Here is an 18,093-nt window from a genome sequence, read left to right as displayed (position 1 = left end):
CCGGTTACAATAGTTTCGGTTGGTCGGGCTTGCTCTTTTCACGTGCCCCCCTGTCATATGTCGTGCCGCCGCCGCGCTCAACCCGCGCCTCGACCTCTCCGTCCCGGAAATGGAGCGTGACGGCCCCTGCCGCTCGTGCCGCTGCCGCCGTGGAGATCACCGCACCCGACAGTCTGGCCGAGACACGCACATAACCGCGGTCGAGCAGCCGGTCGGGGTTGAGTGATTCGACCAGCCGCCACGTCCGGTCGAGCCGGTCGCGCGCGCCGGCCAGCTGACGCTCGAGCACCGACAGCCGCAATGCGCCGCCCGATCGGTCGAGCGCGCCGCGGGCCAAGGTCACGCGCCGTTCGAGCCCGCGATCGAGCCGCGCGCCGATATCGTCGGCCTTTTGACGCTGCGGACCGAGCAACGTGTCGCGTTTCGGCAAAACGCGGACCAGTGCATCGAGCCGTTCGCGGCCGCGCTCATGATAACGCCGCGCGCAGCGTTCGCTGCGCTGGCCATAGCCATCGAGCGCCAGCCGCAGATCGGCGAGCACCGGCACCGCCATTTCCGCCGCCGCGGTCGGCGTCGGCGCACGCAGGTCGGCAGCGAAATCGGCCAGCGTCGTGTCGGTTTCATGGCCGACCGCCGAGATGATCGGAATCGAGCAGGCGGCGATTGCGCGCACCACGACCTCCTCGTTGAACGCCCACAGATCCTCGACCGACCCGCCACCGCGCGCGACGATGACGAGATCGGGACGCGGCACCGTTCCCCCCGGCACGATCGCGTCGAAACCCCGCACCGCGGCGGCGACCTCCGCTGCCGCACCGTCACCCTGCACCTTGACCGGCCAGACAATGACATGCGTCGGGCAGCGATCCTCGAGCCGATGAATGATATCGCGGATCACCGCGCCGGTCGGCGACGTGACCACGCCGATCACGCGCGGCAGGAACGGCAGCGGCTTTTTCGTCACATTGTCGAACAGGCCCTCGCCCGCCAGCTTTGCCTTGAGCTTTTCGAGCAGCGCCATCAGCGCGCCTTCGCCGGCCAACTCCATCCGCTCGATGATGATCTGGTATTTCGAGCGCCCAGGATAGGTTGTCACCTTGCCGGTGACGATCACCTCGATCCCGTCCTGCGGCTGGAAAGCGAGGGCCGACACCTGCCCCTTCCAGATCACGCCGTCGATCACCGCGCTATCGTCCTTCAGGCTGAGATAGGCATGGCCCGAGGCGACGCGCTTGTATCCGGAAATCTCGCCGCGCAGCCGGACATGGCCGAACTCGCCCTCGACCACGCGCTTCAGCTTGAGCGCGAGTTCGCCGACGCTGACCGGCGCGGCGTTGTCGCCCGCGATCTCCTCGGCTACGAGCCGGCCCATGTCCGTTTGGGGTATGTCGGAAAAGGGGTCGGCCATGAATGTCCTGTTGATTGGGTCGGGTGGCCGCGAACATGCGCTGGCATGGCGACTCGCGCAATCGCCGACGCTCACGAAACTCTATGCCGCGCCTGGAAATCCGGGAATCGCCGAGTACGCCGAACTGGTCGCGCTCGACCCGGCGGACCACCGCGCGGTGATCGATTTCTGCATTCGCCATTCGATCGGCTTCGTCGTGATCGGCCCCGAAGCGCCGCTGGTCGACGGGCTCGCCGACAATATCCGCACCATGGGCTTACCGGTGTTCGGGCCCGACAAGGCGGCAGCGCGGCTTGAGGGGTCGAAGGGCTTCACCAAGGATCTGTGCGCACGCGCGAACATCCCGACCGCCGCTTATGCCAAGGTCACCTCGCGCGACGGTGCGTTGGCCACGCTCGACGATTTCACCATCCCCGTCGTGATCAAGGCCGATGGCCTGGCCGCCGGCAAGGGCGTGACCGTGGCGATGAGTCGTGAAGAAGCGGAAGGCGCGATCGCCGATCTGTTCGCCGTATCGGGGGCCGAAGCGGTGATCGAAGAATTCATGGAAGGCGAAGAAGTCAGCCTGTTCGTGTTGAGCGACGGTGCCAATATCCTCACCTTCGGGTCCGCGCAGGACCACAAGCGCGTCGGCGACGGTGATACCGGGTCCAATACCGGCGGCATGGGCGCGTACAGCCCCGCACCGATACTGACCCCGGCACTGGAACAGCGGGCGATCGACGAGATCGTCGCGCCGACGGTTGCCGCATTGGCGGCGATGGGCGCGCCGTTTTCCGGCGTGTTGTTCGCGGGGCTGATGCTGACCGCCGATGGACCCAAGCTGATCGAATATAATGCGCGCTTCGGCGATCCCGAATGCCAGGTGCTGATGATGCGGCTGCAGGACGACCTGCTCGATCTGATGCTCGCGACCGCCAAGGGCGAGCTCGCCGGGCGTGACGCGGTGCGCTTCTCGACTGAGACCGCGCTGACTGTGGTGATGGCGGCGAACGGTTATCCCGGCGCGCCCGAGACCGGTGGCGCGATCACCGGGATCGCAGCGGCCGAAGCGACCGGTGCGCGCGTGTTTCAGGCCGGGACGCGGGCGGAGGGCAGCACGCTTGTCGCCGCCGGTGGGCGAGTCCTTGCCGTGACCGCGACCGGCAAGGGCGCAGCCAAGGCGCAGGTCGCAGCCTATAAAGCGGTCGGCGAGATCGATTTCCCAACCGGCTTCTATCGCAGCGACATCGGCTGGCGCGAGGTGGAGCGCGAGACGCGCTGATCTGGTGATGGGATCGATGATCACAGGTGGTGCTTTGTCGCCGGCCGTTCGTTAGAGTCGAGCAGATCCGAAACGGAGCACCGTCCATGAAAGTCCAGCAAACTCACGCTACCACAGGGCAGCCGACATGATGACGACACCGACCGCCGCTGAGCTGATCATCATCGCGATCTTCGCGGCGGTCACGATGTTCGGCATCTGGTGGGGCGTCAAACGCAAGCGCGAACGGGTGGAGGCCGAAGCGACCACCGACGAACATCGTGAGGCGATGCGCGATGCGCTGCCGGATGCACCCCCTCCGGCAGCGGTCGTCGCGCCGCCCGTGACCGCCGCGCCGCCGATTGTCGATACGCCGGTTGTGGCGGCGACGCCGCCCATGATGGTCGACGAACCGTCAATCGCCGAAGAGCCGCCGATCGCGAACGAACCGATCGCCGCTGCGGCTGCGTACGATGCCAGTCCGGCGACGCTCGCCGCGGACATCGTCGCCAACACGCCGGTGGGTGAATCACTCGCAGGGAACATCACTCAGCTCAAGGGCCTGGGCCCCAAACTTGCCGCACAGCTCGCCGAGCTTGGCATCACCCGTGTCGATCAGATCGCAGTAATGAGCCCGGCGGAGATCGCGGAGCTCGATGCGAAGCTCGGCACGTTCAAGGGCCGCATCGCGCGCGATCGCTGGGTGGAGCAGGCGAAGCTGTTAAGCGTGGGCGATCGCGCCGGCTATGAAGCGGAGTTCGGCAAGCTCGGCGGATAGGCTTAGCGCGACTCCGGCGCGTAGCGATCGAACGCCGCGACCAGTTGCTCGAAGCTGCGATCGATGCCCGACGCGCTGAGGGCGATATCACCGAATCCCATCGCCTTGTTGGCGCCGGCAAGCTTTCCCAGCACATGACCGGATCGGTATCGACCCGGATCCTGCAACCATAAAGCGAGGAATCGCTGGCGTCCCATCGCCTTGCTCTCGGCGCGCACGATCGCCGTCCATGGAATGCGTTCGTCGGACCAGCGCCGCCACAATATGCCCCGTGCGTCAATCTCCATCACCGGTCCGGTGCGTAACAATTGACGCGCGCCAGCCAGCGCACACGCGCCGAAAAACAACGCCGCTAACCAGCCGATCCCGAACGCCAACCGGTCGGTAGCTCCTTCGGTTCGAATGATCACGCCGGCCGCAATGACGAAGGCTAACGCGCCCAGCACCATCAGGCCGGAACGCCAGCGCGAAACATGAGCGACGAAACCGCCGTCCATTTCAGCCCTTCCTCTTCACCACGCTGACGAGCAATTTGTCGATCCGCCGGCCGTCGAGATCGACCACCTCGAACTTCCAGCCCTGTTCGACAAAGCTTTCGCCCTCACCCGGCAAATGGCGAAACACCGCCAGCGCGAGGCCGGCGACGGTCGCGTAATCGCGGTCCTCGGGCAGGTCGATTCCGAGCCGTTCGGCCAACGCATCGGCGGCCATCTGGCCGGCGACGAGCAATGACCCGTCATCGCGTTCGACCACCGAGGGACTGTCGTCGGGATTGGTGTCCGAGACGAACTCGCCGGCGATCGCCGCGAGCAAATCGGCGGGCGTGACGATGCCTTCGAAATGGCCGTACTCGTCGTGCAGCAGCGCCATCGGCACCTCAGCCTCGCGCAGCGCGATCAGCGCGTCCATCGCGTCGAGCTGATCGAGCACGACCGGTGCCTGGCGCATCAGCGCACGCAGATCGAGCGGCGCACCGCTGAGTAGCGCGATCGCCACGTCGCGCGCCTGCACCACGCCGATCACCGCATCGACCGATCCTTCGGCGACCGGCAAGCGGCTATGCGATGCCATCATCAGCGCGGCACGAATACCTTCGGCATCGAGCTCGACATCGATCCATTCGATATCGGTGCGCGGCGTCATCACTTCGCGTACCGGGCGGTCGGCAAGCCGCACCACGCCCGAGATGATCGAACGTTCATGTTCCTCGATCACGCCGGACTTCGATGCCTCGGCGACGATCAGGTGAAGCTCCTCGGCGGTGACGTGGTCCTCGGTCTCGCGCTTCAGGCCCATCAAGCGGAAAAGTAATGCGCTCGACGAATCGAGCAGCCACACGACCGGCGCGGTGCCCCAGGCCAGCGCAAGGATCGGCCCAGCCATCAGCGCCGCGATCGGCTCAGGCGCGCGCAAGGCGATCTGCTTGGGCACCAATTCGCCGATCACCAGCGAGGCATAAGTGGTGATACCGATGACCAGCGCAAAGCCGATCGTCTCGGTCGTCTCCGCCCCGAAACCAAGCCAGTGCAGCCGCGCCGCGACTGGCCCGCCCAGGCTCGCGCCGGAATATGCGCCGGCCAGGATACCGATCAGCGTGATGCCGATCTGCGTGGTCGACAGGATCTTGCCGGGATCGGCGGCGAGCGCAAGCGCGGTCCGCGCGCCGCGCTTGCCGGTCCGTGCCATCGCTTCGAGCCGCGCCTTGCGCGACGAGACGATCGCCAGTTCGGACATCGCGAACACGCCATTGAGCACGACCAGCGCGAAGATGATCGCGACGTCGATCCAGGGAAAGGGGGGAAGCGGTGCCATGACGCTCCTGACCCTTTGGCGCGAATCTGTCTGTTTCACAACAGCGCGATCATCTTTCATTCAAATCGGATGCGGAACAATCGCACGATGAGGCGAGTTATCGCGGCCGTTGAGTCGCTCCATAGCGATGAATCCAAGGGAGAATTTAAATGATCAAATCCAGACTGTTGCTCGGTGCAACCCTCGCCGCGCTGGTCGCCACCAGCGCCTGCACGACCGATCCGGTGACCGGTGAGCGACGCGTATCGAAGGTGGCGATCGGTGGTATCGGCGGCGCGCTGGGTGGCTATCTGCTCGGCGATCTGGTCGGCGGACGCAACGACCGGACCGAGAAGATCGTGGGCGCCGGCATCGGCGGCCTCGCCGGCGCGGGCATCGGCGCCTATATGGACAAACAGGAACGCGAGATGCGCGCGCGCACCGCAGGGACCGATGTCCAGGTCATTCGCCAGGGCGACGATCTTATCCTCAACATTCCGTCGGGGATCAACTTCGCCACGGACAGCGCGGCTGTCGCACCGACCTTCCGGCGCACGCTCGATCAGGTCGGCCAGGTGCTCGGCCAATATAACCGCACCTATGTCGATGTGTATGGCCATACCGATTCGACCGGCAGCGATGCGTATAACCAGAGCCTGTCGGAGCGCCGCGCGGTGTCGGTCGCCGACTATCTCTCGAGCCGTGGGGTTCAGTCGGCGCGGGTCGGGACGCGCGGCTTTGGCGAATCACAGCCGATCGCGTCGAACGACAATGAGGACGGCCGCGCCGCCAACCGCCGGGTCGAGATCAAGATCGTACCGATTCCGGAAAGCGATCTGCGCTGACCGGCATCTGATTGAACAACCAGACAAGCCGTTCGGGCTGAGCTTGTCGAAGCCTCCTTGCCCAAGCAAGGCCGTGAGCCTGTCGAAAGCAGCCCTTCGACAGGCTCAGGGCGAACGGTTTGATATGGCTAGCGACGTGCCGCGAAAAAATCCCTGAGCAATGCCGCAGCTTCCTCTTCGCCGATGCCGGCATAGATTTCCGGGCGGTGATGGCAGGTTGGCTGAGCGAAGAAGCGCGGGCCATGGGTGACCGCGCCGCCCTTCACGTCTTCCGCACCATAATAGAGCCGGGCGATTCGCGCATGGGCGATGGCGCCGGCGCACATTGCGCAAGGCTCCAGCGTGACCCACAGGTCGCATTCCTCAAGACGGTCCGTGCCGAGCGCCTCGGCCGCGGCGCGAATGGCGAGGATTTCGGCATGAGCGGTGGGATCGCGGAGCCTACGCGGCGCGTTGGCTGCGATTGCGATGATCTCACCGTCGCGGACCACCACGGCACCCACCGGCACCTCGCCATCGGCCGCCGCGGTATTGGCGGCATCGAGCGCGGCGCGCATCGGGGCAGGCATTGGGAACATCACCCCGCTATGCCCGCCCACTGCCGCCCGAGCCAGCCCGGGCGGCGGTCATTTTTGACCAGGCAGCCCTTATTGAGCAGGCGCTGCGCTGTTGCTCGCCGGCGTGTTCATCTTCACCGTGGGCACCGCGATGGTCTTTTGCGTGGTGCCGACGGTCGGCACCTCGATCGTCTTGTTTTCGGTACCGACCGAGATCGTCGCCATGTCGGCCTTGACCTTCGGCGCGGAACCGCCCTCAAGCTTGACCGTGGGCAGCGATCCGGCCGTTCCCTGGAAGGTCAGCAGGCCGAACGACATGAGGCCGACGACTACGAGGGCAGCAAGGCCGATTAGAACCAATAGTGCGCGCATGGGCATTCTCCAGATCGACAAAATCGAATCGTTACCGTAACCAAACGCCACAGCAGCGCGGTTGGTTGCACGGGAAAAGGCTGAATCGGTTGACGCCCTGTCCCGTGTCGGGTATCCGCGCCGCCTTCATGGGATTACCGGGCCGTCATGGCCCCGACCTTCAGGATACGATCATGTCGCGGATATGCGAGCTGACCGGCAAGGGCCGGCTGGTAGGAAACAATGTTTCCCACGCCAACAACAAGACCAAGCGCACCTTTCTGCCGAATCTGCAGAATGTGACACTTATGTCGGACGCGCTGGGCACCAGCGTGAAGCTGCGCGTCTCGACCCATGGTCTGCGTTCGGTGGAACATGTCGGCGGGCTCGACAACTGGCTGGTCAAGACCACCGACGACAAGCTGTCGCTGCGTGCACGCCGCCTGAAGCGCGACGTTCGCAAAAAGCTCTCCACGGCAGTCGCCGCCTGAATTGCTGACGGTCCGGGCGCCTAGGCGCCTGGTTCCAGTTTGAATTTCAGCAGGTACGTGCGTTCCAGCACGAACTGGTTATCGTCCGAGACGATCCAGATTATCGTGTCGCGCCCTTCGCGCGTGACCGCGATCCCCTCATAATTGTCGTGCAGCAACGGCGCGGCGAGCGTCGCGATCTCGCGCCCGCGCACGATCGCGCCGGGCCGGATCTGCCGCTGGTCGACGATCGTCAGCTTGGCCGAGAAATCGAACGGCAGCGCGAATCGACGATTGAGGATCAGCAGCCGGCCATCGGGCAACAGCGTCGCATCGCTCGGATCATAGCCGTCAGGTGGCAGATAGCCGAAGCGGAAACCGGTACGCGGATGGCTGACCGGATCGCCGGCGAATCGGAGCGCCGCCCGGCCTTTGCCCTTTGGCCCGTTACTCGTCTCGGCGATGACGATCATGCCGCCGTCCGTGGTGCGCACCATGGTCTCGGGCCCGCCATTCTCGTTCCAGTGGTACATCGCCGGCGGCGCGGCATGGCCACGTACCCTGGTCAGCGACGAATCATAACGCCAGATCGCGTTGGCGCGCTCGAAGCCGACCCAGATATCGCCCGTTGCCGGATCGACGGTCAGCGATTCGCTGTCGCGATCGTTTTTCTGCCAGCCGCTTCCGGGGCCGTCGGATAGTTCTGCAAAATGCGGGTCGCGGACGCGGCCATAACTATCCATCGCGAATCGGACGATATTGCCGCCATCGCTGAGCAGCGTGAAGCGGTCACCCTGGACCCGCATCGCGGAGAAGCCGCCAAAGGTGCGGTCCGGACTGGTGAGATGCACGCCGCCGAGCCAGTACAGCTTGCCGACGCGGCGGCGTGCCGGGTCATCGGGATCGAGCGCCACGCGGGCTGATTCGATCCGCGCGGTGCTGCCGAGCAGATCGAGACGCTTTGGGCCGCTCCAGGACGGTACCAGCAGCAGGACGAGCAGGATCGACAGCAGGATGCGCACGCGCCCCTCATAACCGCGAACGGCGCGCCGACCAGCGGCCTTTGCCGGAAAATGGACCGGGGGCGAGATGAACCGGCGATAACGGAAGCATTCAGGGTCGGCTCAATGCGACTCTCTTAGACCAAGTGCATCGACGGCGACCAGCAATCCCGTCTGTACGAGTTTCGAGACGAAGGAGACCGATCATGTTCAAGAAATTTTCGCTCGCCGCCGCAGCCCTCGCCATGGGCACCGCCGCACTGATCCCCGCAACGCCAGCCGCAGCGCACCGCCATGGTGGCGGTTACAGCGACCGTTATGACAACCGCGACTATCGCGATGATAACCGCAATTATCGCAACGACGATCGCCGTTATCGCAACGATGACCGCCGTTATTACAACGACAACCGCCGCAACTATCGCGACAACCGTTGCGACAAGGGTACCGGCGGCACGGTGATCGGCGCGATCGCCGGTGGCTTGCTCGGCCATGAGATCGCCGGTCGCCGTGGTGACCGCACTCTTGGCGCCGTGCTCGGTGCCGGTGCCGGCGCCCTTGCCGGTCGTGCGATCGATCGTTCGGATAACCCCCGTTACTGCCGCTGATAGCTCCCCGGTAGTAAGCTTGGCCCTCCGGTAGCGTATCGAGGGCCAGGGCCGGCTCCCGCAAGGGGGCCGGCCCTTCGTTTGAGCGGAGCGCGGTGCGCAAAGCGCAGCGCCCAAACCGGCTCGCGGGCGCTTCAGCGATGCCACCCGCCGGCCGTGCCGGGCGCTGCTCGCTTTGCGAGCACCGGCGGCGAGCTTCGCCGCCTGCGCCCTTCAGTACATATGCTGCCCGCCATTGATCGACAGCGTCGACCCGGTCACAAACCCGCCCTCTTCCGAGCACAGAAACGCAACGCCCCGCGCAATCTCATGCGCTTGGCCCAGCCGACCCACGGGAATCTTCGCGACGATCTTTTCCAGCACATCGGCCGGAACTGCGGCAACCATGTCGGTGTCGATATACCCCGGCGCGATCGCGTTGACCGTCACCCCGGCGCGCGCGCCTTCCTGGGCCAGCGCCTTGGTGAAGCCGTGGATGCCCGATTTGGCGGCGGCGTAATTGACCTGGCCATATTGCCCGGCCTGGCCGTTGATCGAACCGATATTGACGATCCGGCCCCATTTGCGATCGCGCATGCCGGCGAAGGTCGCCTTGGCCATGTTGAAACAACCACCGAGATTGGTGTCGATCACCTCTTTCCACGCCTGATAGCTCATCTTCAGGATCGTGCCGTCGCGGGTGATGCCGGCATTGTTGACGACAATGTCCACCGCGCCGAGCTCTTCGGCGACCTGCGCACACCCCGCCTGGGTCGCGTCATAATCGCCCACGTCCCATTTATAGGCCTTGATGCCGGTGCGTTGGCTGAACTCTCGTGCGCGTTCGTCATTGCCCGCATAACTGGCGGCGACGGTCACGCCCATCTCACTCAGCGCAAGGCTGATCGCCTCACCGATCCCGCGCGTGCCTCCGGTAACGATCGCGACGCGTGCCATACACTCTCTCCTAGAATTTTGTCATTGAAGCGAACGCTAGGCGGTGACGTTCCAGCCTTCAAGCTCTCGTGCGAGCAGAGTCTGGAGCATTTCAATGCCAATCGGGCTTTCGTTGAGGCATGGCAGATACGCGAAATGCGTGCCGCCGGCTTGTTCGAAGCTTTCGCGGCCGCGGATCGCCAGCTCCTCAAGCGTTTCGAGGCAATCGGCGGAGAAACCCGGCGCGACAATCGCGACCCTCTTCACACCCCGACCCGGCAGCGACGCGAGCGTTATGTCGGTTGCCGGCGTGAGCCATTTCGCGCGACCGAAGCGCGACTGGAACGCAATCACCAGATCGCGGCCGAGCGCTTCGCCGAGCAGGCGTGCGGTCTTCTGGCAGTGGCAATGATAGGGATCGCCGAGTTCCAGCGTGCGCTCCGGCATACCGTGAAAGCTGGCAACGATCGCCTCAGGTTGGAAATCGAGACGCGCAAGCGACGCCTCGACCGATTGCTTCAGCGCATCGATATAGGCGGGGTCGTCATGATAGGGCGGCAATGTGCGAATCGCCGGTTGCCAGCGCATTGCCCCGAGCGCGGCGAATGCCTTGTCGTTGGCGGTCGCAGTCGTCGCGGCGCAATATTGCGGATAGAGCGGCGCGATCAGAATGCGGTCGCACCCGGCCCGTTTCAGCGCCGCGAGCCGGTCGGGGATCGACGGATTGCCGTAGCGCATCGCCCAATCGACCATCACGTCGGGCCCGAATACGCCCTGCAGCGCAGCGCTTTGCAATCGGGTGATCGCAGCGAGCGGTGAGCCGTCCTCGCGCCACACCAGGCTATAGGCATGCGCGGATTTCTTCGGCCGCGTGTTGAGGATGATGCCGCGCAGGATCGGCTGCCAGGCGATCGGCGGAATCTCCACCACGCGCCGGTCGGAAAGGAATTCAGCCAGATAGCGTTTCACCGATTTCGCGTCGGGCCCGTCGGGCGTGCCGAGATTGGTCAGCAGGATGCCGATTTTCCGCGGCACAACAGGTGGATGATCGGCAGGAAGGATCACGCGTCTCCAGGTCTTAGCGGCAGGGTACGCATGCGGAACCCGGTCGCAGCCTGCAGCGCGTTGGCGATCGCCGGGGCGACCGGCGGCACGGCGAGCTCGCTCACCCCGCCGGGATCGGCCTCACTACGGATCAGCTCGACCGTGATGTCCGGCGTGTCGGCGAGGCGCGGCAAGGCAAGGTCGCCGAAACCGCGCGCATCGGCGAGATTTTCGGTAAAGCCGGTCGCGCCGCCAAGCGCCGCAGCCATGCCGAAGATCAGCCCGCTTTCGATCGCCTGCATCACCACGTCGGGATTGACCTGGCGCCCACAATCGACCGCCGCGACCAGCCGATCGACCACCGTGCGCTGATCGTCGCCGATATGGGCCTCGGCCAGCACGGCGATATAGGATCCCCGGAAAGAGTGGCAGGCGATACCCTGGCCACTGCCGGCGACGCCGCCTTCCCAGCCGCCCAGTGCCGCCACGGTCGACAGGCAACGCGCAAGTCGCGCATCGCCGCCAAGCATGCCGATGCGGAACGACAGCGGCTCATTCCCGCCGACATGCGCGAGTTCGTCGAGAAAGCATTCAGTAAAAAAGGCGGTGTAGCTGTGCGCGCCCGAACGCCAATGCCCGGTCGGCACGCCGATCTCGGCCGGATGATGATCGACCGCATAAGCGGGCACGCGATAGAATGGCTTGGCCCCGGCCACCGCATAGGCATCGCCCCAGTTCCCATTGGCACGGCTCGTCGCGAGCAACGCACGCGCGGTAGTATCGCCCGACAGCAGCCGCCCGGCGATCTCGCGCCCGGTCGAGGGCGCGGCGATCTTCGCCAGCCAGCCGAGAATCTGTCCATTGGGCCCAAGCCGGGCGCTCATCCGCGCTGAGGCGGGCGGGCGGTAGCGATCGTGCAGCATATCCTCGCTACGCGACCAGACGAGTTGGACCGGGCGTTTGAGCCGTTCGGCAAGCAACGCCGCCTGTTCGGCAACCTGATGTTCGAGATTGGCGCCGAACGATCCGCCGACCAGCATCGGATGGACGACCACCTGATTTTCGGGAATGCCCAGCACCGCCGCCGCCGCGCCGCGTGCGAGCCCCGGCGCCTGGGTCGGCAGCCATAGTTCGAGCAGGCCGTCCTTATACTGCGCGGTCGCGGTCATCGTCTCGATCGCGGCATGGACAGCAAGCCCGGCGCGATACTGCGCGGTCACCACGTTCGCGCCCTTGAACACCGGCCCGAGATCGCCGAGCGCGGCCATGCGCATGCCGGGCCCGTCGAGCGCGACGTCCAGCGCCGCATCGATCGTCGCGCTGCTGACGATCGCGCCCTTGGTCTCGAAACGCGGGCTGAGCGCGTCGAGCGCCTTGTTTGCCGCCCACCAGTTATTGGCGACCGCCGCGACCCAGCGGTCATTGGTCACGACCGAAAGCACGCCACGAATCTCGTCGGCCGCCGCGCGATCGACTCGGATCAGTTTCGAATCGCCGACCGGCCCCTGACGGATCGCCGCATAGACCATGTCGGGCAAGCGCACATCGCCGGCAAAATTGGCCGACCCATCGACCTTGGCGGGCACATCGAGCCGGGGTAGCGACTGGCCATAAAGCCGGTTGGTGTCGCCGCCGCGCAAGGGAATCGGGCTCGGCACCTTATGGCCGATCGCGTCGGCCGCCAATTCGGCGAAGCGCAATTTCCTCGTGCCATGGACGACGAAGCCCGCCGCCGTACCGGTCGATTGCCAGTCGACGCCCCAGCGCTGCGCCGCTTCCTTCGACAGCATGATCCGCGCCGCCGCGCCCGCCGCACGCAATTCGCCCTCGAACGCGCGCACCGAACTCGACCCGCCGGTCAACACCAGCGCGCTGCGCTGCACATGCGTCGCGCGCAACGTTTCCGGCAGCGCGCCGAATGCACCGCCGAACAGCTCGCCCGCGGCAAGCGCATTGGCGTAAAGCGGGCTAAGCGGCGCCGGCTGGACCGAGACGGTGCGCCAATCCGCGCCAAGCTCATCGGCGACGATCTGCGGCAAGGTGGTATAGACGCCCTGGCCATGTTCGGTCTGCGGCACTGCGACGGTGACATGGCCATCGACCCCGATCTTGAGCCAGGCGCCGAACACGGTTTCGCCCTTGGCCGGGGTCAAATTGGGCGCATAGCTGCGCGGCCACACGGCCCAGGCGACGATCAGCCCGACACCGGCCCCACCACCGATCAGCAGCGTGCGTCGGTCGATCCTTCCCGGAGTGTCACGCTGCGCCATCGGCCCGCTCTATCGTGGTGAACGAGGTGTGGAAAGACATGGTGAGGCTCGGCGATTCGTGCGGGCGGGAAAGGGGCGATCGAAAGCGGAACGGGGCTGGGCGAGGGGCCGGTTGGGGGTGATGTGGCGGTTGGACATACGGGTTGAATCGGCACAATTGTCTGGCTTTGACGACCCGGCACAACCCGCCCCGCCACCGTCCAAATTCGCGCAGCTGCGGGAAGTTTTGCGGGAACAAGCTTTTTCGAGCGCCCTGCGGGAATTTACGGGAAAACCTGCGGGAAAACCTGCGGGAAAAACTGCCCCGCGTAACGGGAATTTCGCGGGACGCTTACGGGAAAATCTGGACGGGCCTGGGCCCCGGTCATGGTGTTCGATTCCGATCTGTCGATTCAACATTTTCTGCTCGATCCCGGGCGTGCCCAATTAAAACGGTTCATCGAATGAATTTGCACATGTGACACTGACAGCGCGCACTGCAGAGCAGGCATGACGACGCTGACGCACGAACTGAATCGAGCCGACCACGCGGTAGCCAAAGCGCTTCAACCTGCATTATTCTCCAGGCTGCGGAGCAAAGACCGCAGGCTTATTAAGTGAACGGCCGGCTGGCACCCATAGTCGGCCGTAGCCGAGAGCATTTGCCGATCCTGGAAGCGAACATTGTGAAACGGGCTTTTGACGCCCGCCAAGCTCCGGAAAGCATGGGTCGGATGCTGGTGTCAGAACCGACCGGTTTGTTACCTTAGATGGCTTGGGTGTCTGTAAAGTCATCCAACTCAACGCCATCTATCGGGCTCTAAAAAGCGATCTCCGGGCGGCACACGGAGGTCATTAGCGCGCTGATCGGTTGAACAGGCTACGGTCGAGGATATTCGCCACCTTCTCGACGAGAACCGCCGGAACGAAAGGCTTGACGAGATACCCGTCAGCGCCGGCACCAAGTCCTTCATCGATCTTCGCCCCGCCGCCTGCCCCAGTCAGCATCAGCACCGGCATAAGGTAAGTCTCCGGCTTCATCCGAAGCTGCTGCAAGATCTCAATACCTTGCATACCTGGCAAGGCGCGATCGAGGATTACCAAATCCGGCTTCTTGAACGCGATCGTCTCGTAGGCGAGTGTGCCATGCCCAATGACTCCAACCAGGTAACCGGCTTTGGTCAGGAGGTCCTTGACGATATCTCCCATCAGATCATCGTCTTCAACATAGATTATTCTAATAGGTCGTTTGGATAAAGGATCAGGCTTTTGCATGACTCTGCCAGTAAGAGATAATCATACGTTACTCGCTCTATTGGGCTTTTTCCATTGCCCCGAATTTAAACGTTTAGGACGCCGATCCGCGATCGCGCGTCGCTTTTTCCAGCAATTCATTTACGCGAAAAACCAGCTCATCGGGATCAAACGGTTTCTTTATATAATCATTCGCGCCTTCATACATCGCAAGCTCGACATCGCGCTCGCCCCGCCTGCCGGTCAGAATCAAAACTGGAGTGTCGTAAAATTCCAGAGAATTACGCATTTCACGAAGAACAATTATTCCGTTCTTTTCCGGCATATTACAGTCCAGGATCACCAGATCAGGATTCTTGGCTCGAATAGCCTTCATCATGTCCGTACCGTCCGCAAGGAGGCCGACGGAATGACCTGCCGCGCCAAGCGCATCGCGCGCAATCTCGCCAACGATCTCGTCGTCGTCCGCCATTATTATATGAGCCATCTCACTCCTCCTTTATCGAACAATGCTCCTGACGCTCTTTCATGATGGTGAAAGAGAAGCGCGCCACGCTCATTCGACGAACGGAGAGTTTCATTGGTCTAGTTCGCGTTTCGAAAGGCACTGCTGCCGATGTGCGGCTGGGTCAAGATCATTGCGGGTCATCATTTTTATGCCGCGCGCTTGAACGCAGCCACCGCCTCAGGGACTCGGGAGACACGCTCCCCCGCCGGCCAGGCGAGAAGATCGTCCTCTAGCTGCTTCGCCAGCTCACCGAGTGCTGCTTCGCCGAACATCGCGGCGGTGCCCGCAAGTTTGTGAAGAAGGTCCACCGCTTCGGCCACGGCAATATTATCGTGGTTGTTCGGCTCGACTAGTCGCTCCAGCTTGTGCAGCGTGTCCGCTTTACGCGCGCGATACCGGTCGAGGAGACTGGGGCTGACCACCGAGGCAATTGCTGGCGCACACGTATCGATGATCAGAAATTTTGCCATCATATCGGTCAGGTCGCGCACCCTGACGGGCTTTGCCAAGTGAGCCTGCATTCCGACAGCGAGGCAAGCCTGGATGTCCTCGGCATAGGCGTTGGCGGTCAGCGCGATGATCGGCAGCTTCTCGGCACCAAAGCCCGATGCCCGGAGACGGCGGGTCGCCTCCAAGCCGTCCACTTCGGGCATCTGCATATCCATCAACACAAGTTCAAACGGCTTTCCCGCCTGCGCAGCCTCGGTTACCATCCTGACCGCCTCTGCCCCATCGATCGCCAGTTCCGGATCCATTCCGGCCCGCCGGGCCATGGCGATGATCAGTTCCTGATTGATGTCATGATCTTCGGCAATCAGAACTTTTGGCCTTCGCGTGGCAAGCACGTCCGGGGCCAAGGCAGAGGCCGTTGCGCCCGGTGCCTCCGCTACGTTCTCGGCCTTGCGGAAAGGTAGGACCACGGCGAAGGTGGATCCCTTGCCGACGACGCTGCGCACCGAGATCGACCCTCGCATCAGCCGCGCGAGCTCACCGCTGATCGCGAGCCCGAGCCCGGTGCCGCCATACACCCTGGCCGTGGTATCGTCAGCTTGGGCGAATTGATCAAAGATCAGACCCAGGCGCTCGGCTGGGATGCCGATGCCGGTGTCGGTCACTTCAATCCGAAGCGTGTCGCCTTCGACCTTCGCATCGATGGCGACCGCCCCATGTTCGGTAAACTTTACCGCGTTGCCGATCAGGTTGAGCATGACCTGCCGAAGGCGGAGCGAATCGCCAACGATGCGCGGCGGGATTGTCGGGTCGATCGTCGCGGACACTGCCACCCCCTTGGCTTGTGCGACCGGACTCATAAGGTCGACGCAGCGCCGGACGATATGCCGAAGATCGATTGGTTCTTCCGCGACGGTCATTTTGCCGGAATCGATCTTGGATATATCAAGAATGTCGTTGAGTAACCGCATCATCGAGCGGCCTGACTCTGCGATCAACTCGACGTGGCGGCGCTGCTCGGTGTCGAGATCGCCTGATAACACAAGCTCGGTGAAGCCCAGGACGCCATTCATCGGCGTGCGTATCTCGTGGCTCATGTTGGCGAGGAACATAGCTTTCACCTGAGCCGCGCCCTCCGCCTTGTCGCGCGCTGCGACCAGTTCGGCTTCAAGGTCCTTACGCGCGCCGATGTCACGAATGGCCGAGATAATCCCGCCGGGTTTACCATCCTGCGCGCGCCAAGGCTTCATGTGCGATTCCAGCCAGCGCCAGTCACCGCACTTATGCCGCAATCGGTACGCAACGGTGAGCGCACTTTCCGCACCCGAAACGAGCGCCACGTGAGCGTTATGGACCGTCTCCGCGTCCGCAGGATGGATAAACGCGCCACAATGCTGGCCAGTGAGCTCGGCGGGGTTGTAGCCCGACAACTCGAAGCACGATGGCGACGCATAGACCACAAATCCATCGTCGTTGGTGCGGAGCACCACGTCGGTCGCATTGTCGGCGAGCAGCCGATACTGCTGCTCACTGTCTTGTACTGCAATCGTCGCGCGCTGCGCCGCTACCCTGGCGCGCAACAATATAATTATCGCTCCCGCTATCATGAGCAAAAGCCCGGTGTTCAGCGCCAAGGCGATATGACCGACGTTTTTGATCCGGACCGCCGCCCGATTATGCGCCGCTTCACGAAGGCTGAGCAGACGCCTTTCCTCTGCCTTGATCTGATCGAGGACGCTGCTCGCATTCTCGACCGCCTCTCTTTCACGCCCAGTACGAGCGGAATTCAGCGCGGCTTCTGTTTGGCCCTTTCTAACCAGATCGACAACGTCAGCAGATACCCGCCGAAACGCCGAAACGCGCGCGTCCAACTCCGCAAGCCGGCGCTGCTGGCCAGCATTGTCACGAGAGAGCCAGTGGAGGCGTCGGGCGTGCCGGTAATAATCGGTTAAACCCTGCCTGAATATCGCGAGCGACTTGGGATGCGTGGTCAGGAGATAACCGCGCTCGCCTCGCAGTGTTTTATTGAGGGCGGTGTCGATCGCTTCGGCATCGATCAGGACATTAAGCGTGTGGGCGCGCCACCATTGGGCACGTTCCTGCTGTTCCTGAGCCGCGTCCGTGTTCCTCACGAGTGCGAGTGTCAGCAAGGCTAGGATGACGATACAGACGAAGCAGCCCGACCATATCATTCGCAAGCCGGCGCGACCCGGGCCTTTTTGTAAATTCAAGCCCGCTATTCGGGGCTTATCCGTTGCGTAGGCCAGCCATTTCATGCTCGGATCGATATATAATATTGGTAAACAAACGATGGCGACGCTTCGTACCGACTTAAAGGAAATGGCGCGCATTCTCCGAACGAGCGTTCTCAGGATGCCGCGCCAATCGTTAAAACGGCGGGGATTGGGCAATAGCCGCCGCGCTTCGCCTGGTGTCAAAACCGAACGGTTCTGACACTTTATGGAAAGGCAGTAACGCGCATTGGCTTCCCAAAAGCGGCCAGACCGCTGACCAGACCACTATCGGACGTTCCCGATCTTTGGGTTTGGGACCTGGCTCAAGAAACGAGAGCCATCTTGAAGTCCCTCGAGCAAATAATGCCACTCGAACGAAATCTTCCG

The 18,093-nt window shown here is 63.4% G+C and carries 17 protein-coding genes; 5 read left to right on the top strand and 12 right to left on the bottom strand.

Annotation, left to right across the window (positions count from 1 at the left end; translation table 11 throughout):
- Nucleotides 1-4: 4 nt before the first annotated feature.
- The gene (gene xseA, locus ACVWZA_RS15830; RefSeq protein ID WP_457312224.1) at nt 5-1,408 is read right to left on the bottom strand and encodes an exodeoxyribonuclease VII large subunit; all 1,404 of its coding nucleotides are present in this window, start codon (nt 1,406-1,408) and stop codon (nt 5-7) included.
- On the opposite strand from xseA, the gene purD reads away from it, so the two are divergent.
- Nucleotides 1,407-2,672 carry a phosphoribosylamine--glycine ligase gene (gene purD, locus ACVWZA_RS15825; protein ID WP_457312223.1) on the top strand — a complete coding sequence of 422 codons (1,266 nt, stop codon included), beginning with the start codon at nt 1,407-1,409 and terminating at the stop codon, nt 2,670-2,672. The two genes, xseA and purD, sit on opposite strands and share 2 nt — an antisense overlap.
- Before the next feature lie 127 nt (nt 2,673-2,799).
- Entirely contained in the window at nt 2,800-3,429 is a 630-nt protein-coding gene (locus ACVWZA_RS15820) for a helix-hairpin-helix domain-containing protein (protein WP_457312222.1), read from the top strand.
- A 2-nt stretch (nt 3,430-3,431) separates the two neighbouring features.
- Here ACVWZA_RS15820 and ACVWZA_RS15815 read toward each other — a convergent pair whose 3' ends face one another.
- Nucleotides 3,432-3,926 carry an STM3941 family protein gene (locus tag ACVWZA_RS15815; RefSeq protein WP_457312221.1) on the bottom strand — a complete coding sequence of 165 codons (495 nt, stop codon included), beginning with the start codon at nt 3,924-3,926 and terminating at the stop codon, nt 3,432-3,434.
- A gap of 1 nt (nt 3,927) precedes the next feature.
- A complete protein-coding gene (locus ACVWZA_RS15810; protein ID WP_457312220.1) occupies nt 3,928-5,241 on the bottom strand; it encodes a hemolysin family protein in 1,314 nt (437 codons plus the stop codon).
- 149 nt (nt 5,242-5,390) lie between these two features.
- On the opposite strand from ACVWZA_RS15810, the gene ACVWZA_RS15805 reads away from it, so the two are divergent.
- Entirely contained in the window at nt 5,391-6,065 is a 675-nt protein-coding gene (locus ACVWZA_RS15805; RefSeq protein WP_457312219.1) for an OmpA family protein, read from the top strand.
- Between the two features lie 128 nt (nt 6,066-6,193).
- Here the strand turns inward: ACVWZA_RS15805 and ACVWZA_RS15800 are convergent, their stop codons facing one another.
- A complete protein-coding gene (locus ACVWZA_RS15800; RefSeq protein ID WP_457312217.1) occupies nt 6,194-6,643 on the bottom strand; it encodes a nucleoside deaminase in 450 nt (149 codons plus the stop codon).
- A 69-nt stretch (nt 6,644-6,712) separates the two neighbouring features.
- Nucleotides 6,713-6,994 (bottom strand): hypothetical protein, encoded by a 282-nt coding sequence (locus tag ACVWZA_RS15795; RefSeq protein WP_457312216.1) that lies wholly within the window; start codon nt 6,992-6,994, stop codon nt 6,713-6,715.
- Between the two features lie 173 nt (nt 6,995-7,167).
- On the opposite strand from ACVWZA_RS15795, the gene rpmB reads away from it, so the two are divergent.
- The gene (rpmB, locus tag ACVWZA_RS15790) at nt 7,168-7,464 is read left to right on the top strand and encodes a 50S ribosomal protein L28 (RefSeq protein WP_183109906.1); all 297 of its coding nucleotides are present in this window, start codon (nt 7,168-7,170) and stop codon (nt 7,462-7,464) included.
- 20 nt (nt 7,465-7,484) lie between these two features.
- Here rpmB and ACVWZA_RS15785 read toward each other — a convergent pair whose 3' ends face one another.
- Nucleotides 7,485-8,465 carry an esterase-like activity of phytase family protein gene (locus ACVWZA_RS15785; RefSeq protein ID WP_457312215.1) on the bottom strand — a complete coding sequence of 327 codons (981 nt, stop codon included), beginning with the start codon at nt 8,463-8,465 and terminating at the stop codon, nt 7,485-7,487.
- A 185-nt stretch (nt 8,466-8,650) separates the two neighbouring features.
- Between ACVWZA_RS15785 and ACVWZA_RS15780 the strand changes: the two genes are divergently transcribed.
- Nucleotides 8,651-9,052 (top strand): glycine zipper 2TM domain-containing protein, encoded by a 402-nt coding sequence (locus tag ACVWZA_RS15780; protein ID WP_457312214.1) that lies wholly within the window; start codon nt 8,651-8,653, stop codon nt 9,050-9,052.
- Between the two features lie 213 nt (nt 9,053-9,265).
- Here the strand turns inward: ACVWZA_RS15780 and phbB are convergent, their stop codons facing one another.
- The 6 genes from phbB to ACVWZA_RS15750 form a co-directional block, all read right to left on the bottom strand.
- A complete protein-coding gene (gene phbB, locus ACVWZA_RS15775; protein ID WP_457312213.1) occupies nt 9,266-9,988 on the bottom strand; it encodes an acetoacetyl-CoA reductase in 723 nt (240 codons plus the stop codon).
- Nucleotides 9,989-10,024: 36 nt separating this feature from the next.
- Nucleotides 10,025-11,032, bottom strand: a complete 1,008-nt coding sequence (gene hemH, locus ACVWZA_RS15770; RefSeq protein ID WP_457312212.1) for a ferrochelatase — start codon at nt 11,030-11,032, stop codon at nt 10,025-10,027.
- The gene (locus ACVWZA_RS15765) at nt 11,029-13,281 is read right to left on the bottom strand and encodes a molybdopterin cofactor-binding domain-containing protein (RefSeq protein WP_457312211.1); all 2,253 of its coding nucleotides are present in this window, start codon (nt 13,279-13,281) and stop codon (nt 11,029-11,031) included. The genes hemH and ACVWZA_RS15765 overlap by 4 nt, the downstream gene beginning before the upstream one ends.
- An 834-nt stretch (nt 13,282-14,115) precedes the next feature.
- On the bottom strand, nt 14,116-14,535 hold the full coding sequence (locus tag ACVWZA_RS15760; RefSeq protein ID WP_457312210.1) for a response regulator transcription factor: 420 nt from the start codon (nt 14,533-14,535) through the stop codon (nt 14,116-14,118).
- A gap of 73 nt (nt 14,536-14,608) precedes the next feature.
- Nucleotides 14,609-14,986: a response regulator transcription factor gene (locus ACVWZA_RS15755; RefSeq protein WP_457312209.1), complete on the bottom strand. Its 378-nt coding sequence runs from the start codon at nt 14,984-14,986 to the stop codon at nt 14,609-14,611.
- Nucleotides 14,987-15,168: 182 nt separating this feature from the next.
- Nucleotides 15,169-17,748 (bottom strand): ATP-binding protein, encoded by a 2,580-nt coding sequence (locus tag ACVWZA_RS15750; RefSeq protein WP_457312208.1) that lies wholly within the window; start codon nt 17,746-17,748, stop codon nt 15,169-15,171.
- Nucleotides 17,749-18,093 lie beyond the last annotated feature (345 nt).

The organism is Sphingomonas sp. UYAg733 (assembly GCF_054057355.1).
The sequence above is the reverse complement of the archived record's forward strand: the minus strand, read 5'-3'. Positions and strand labels throughout refer to the sequence as shown.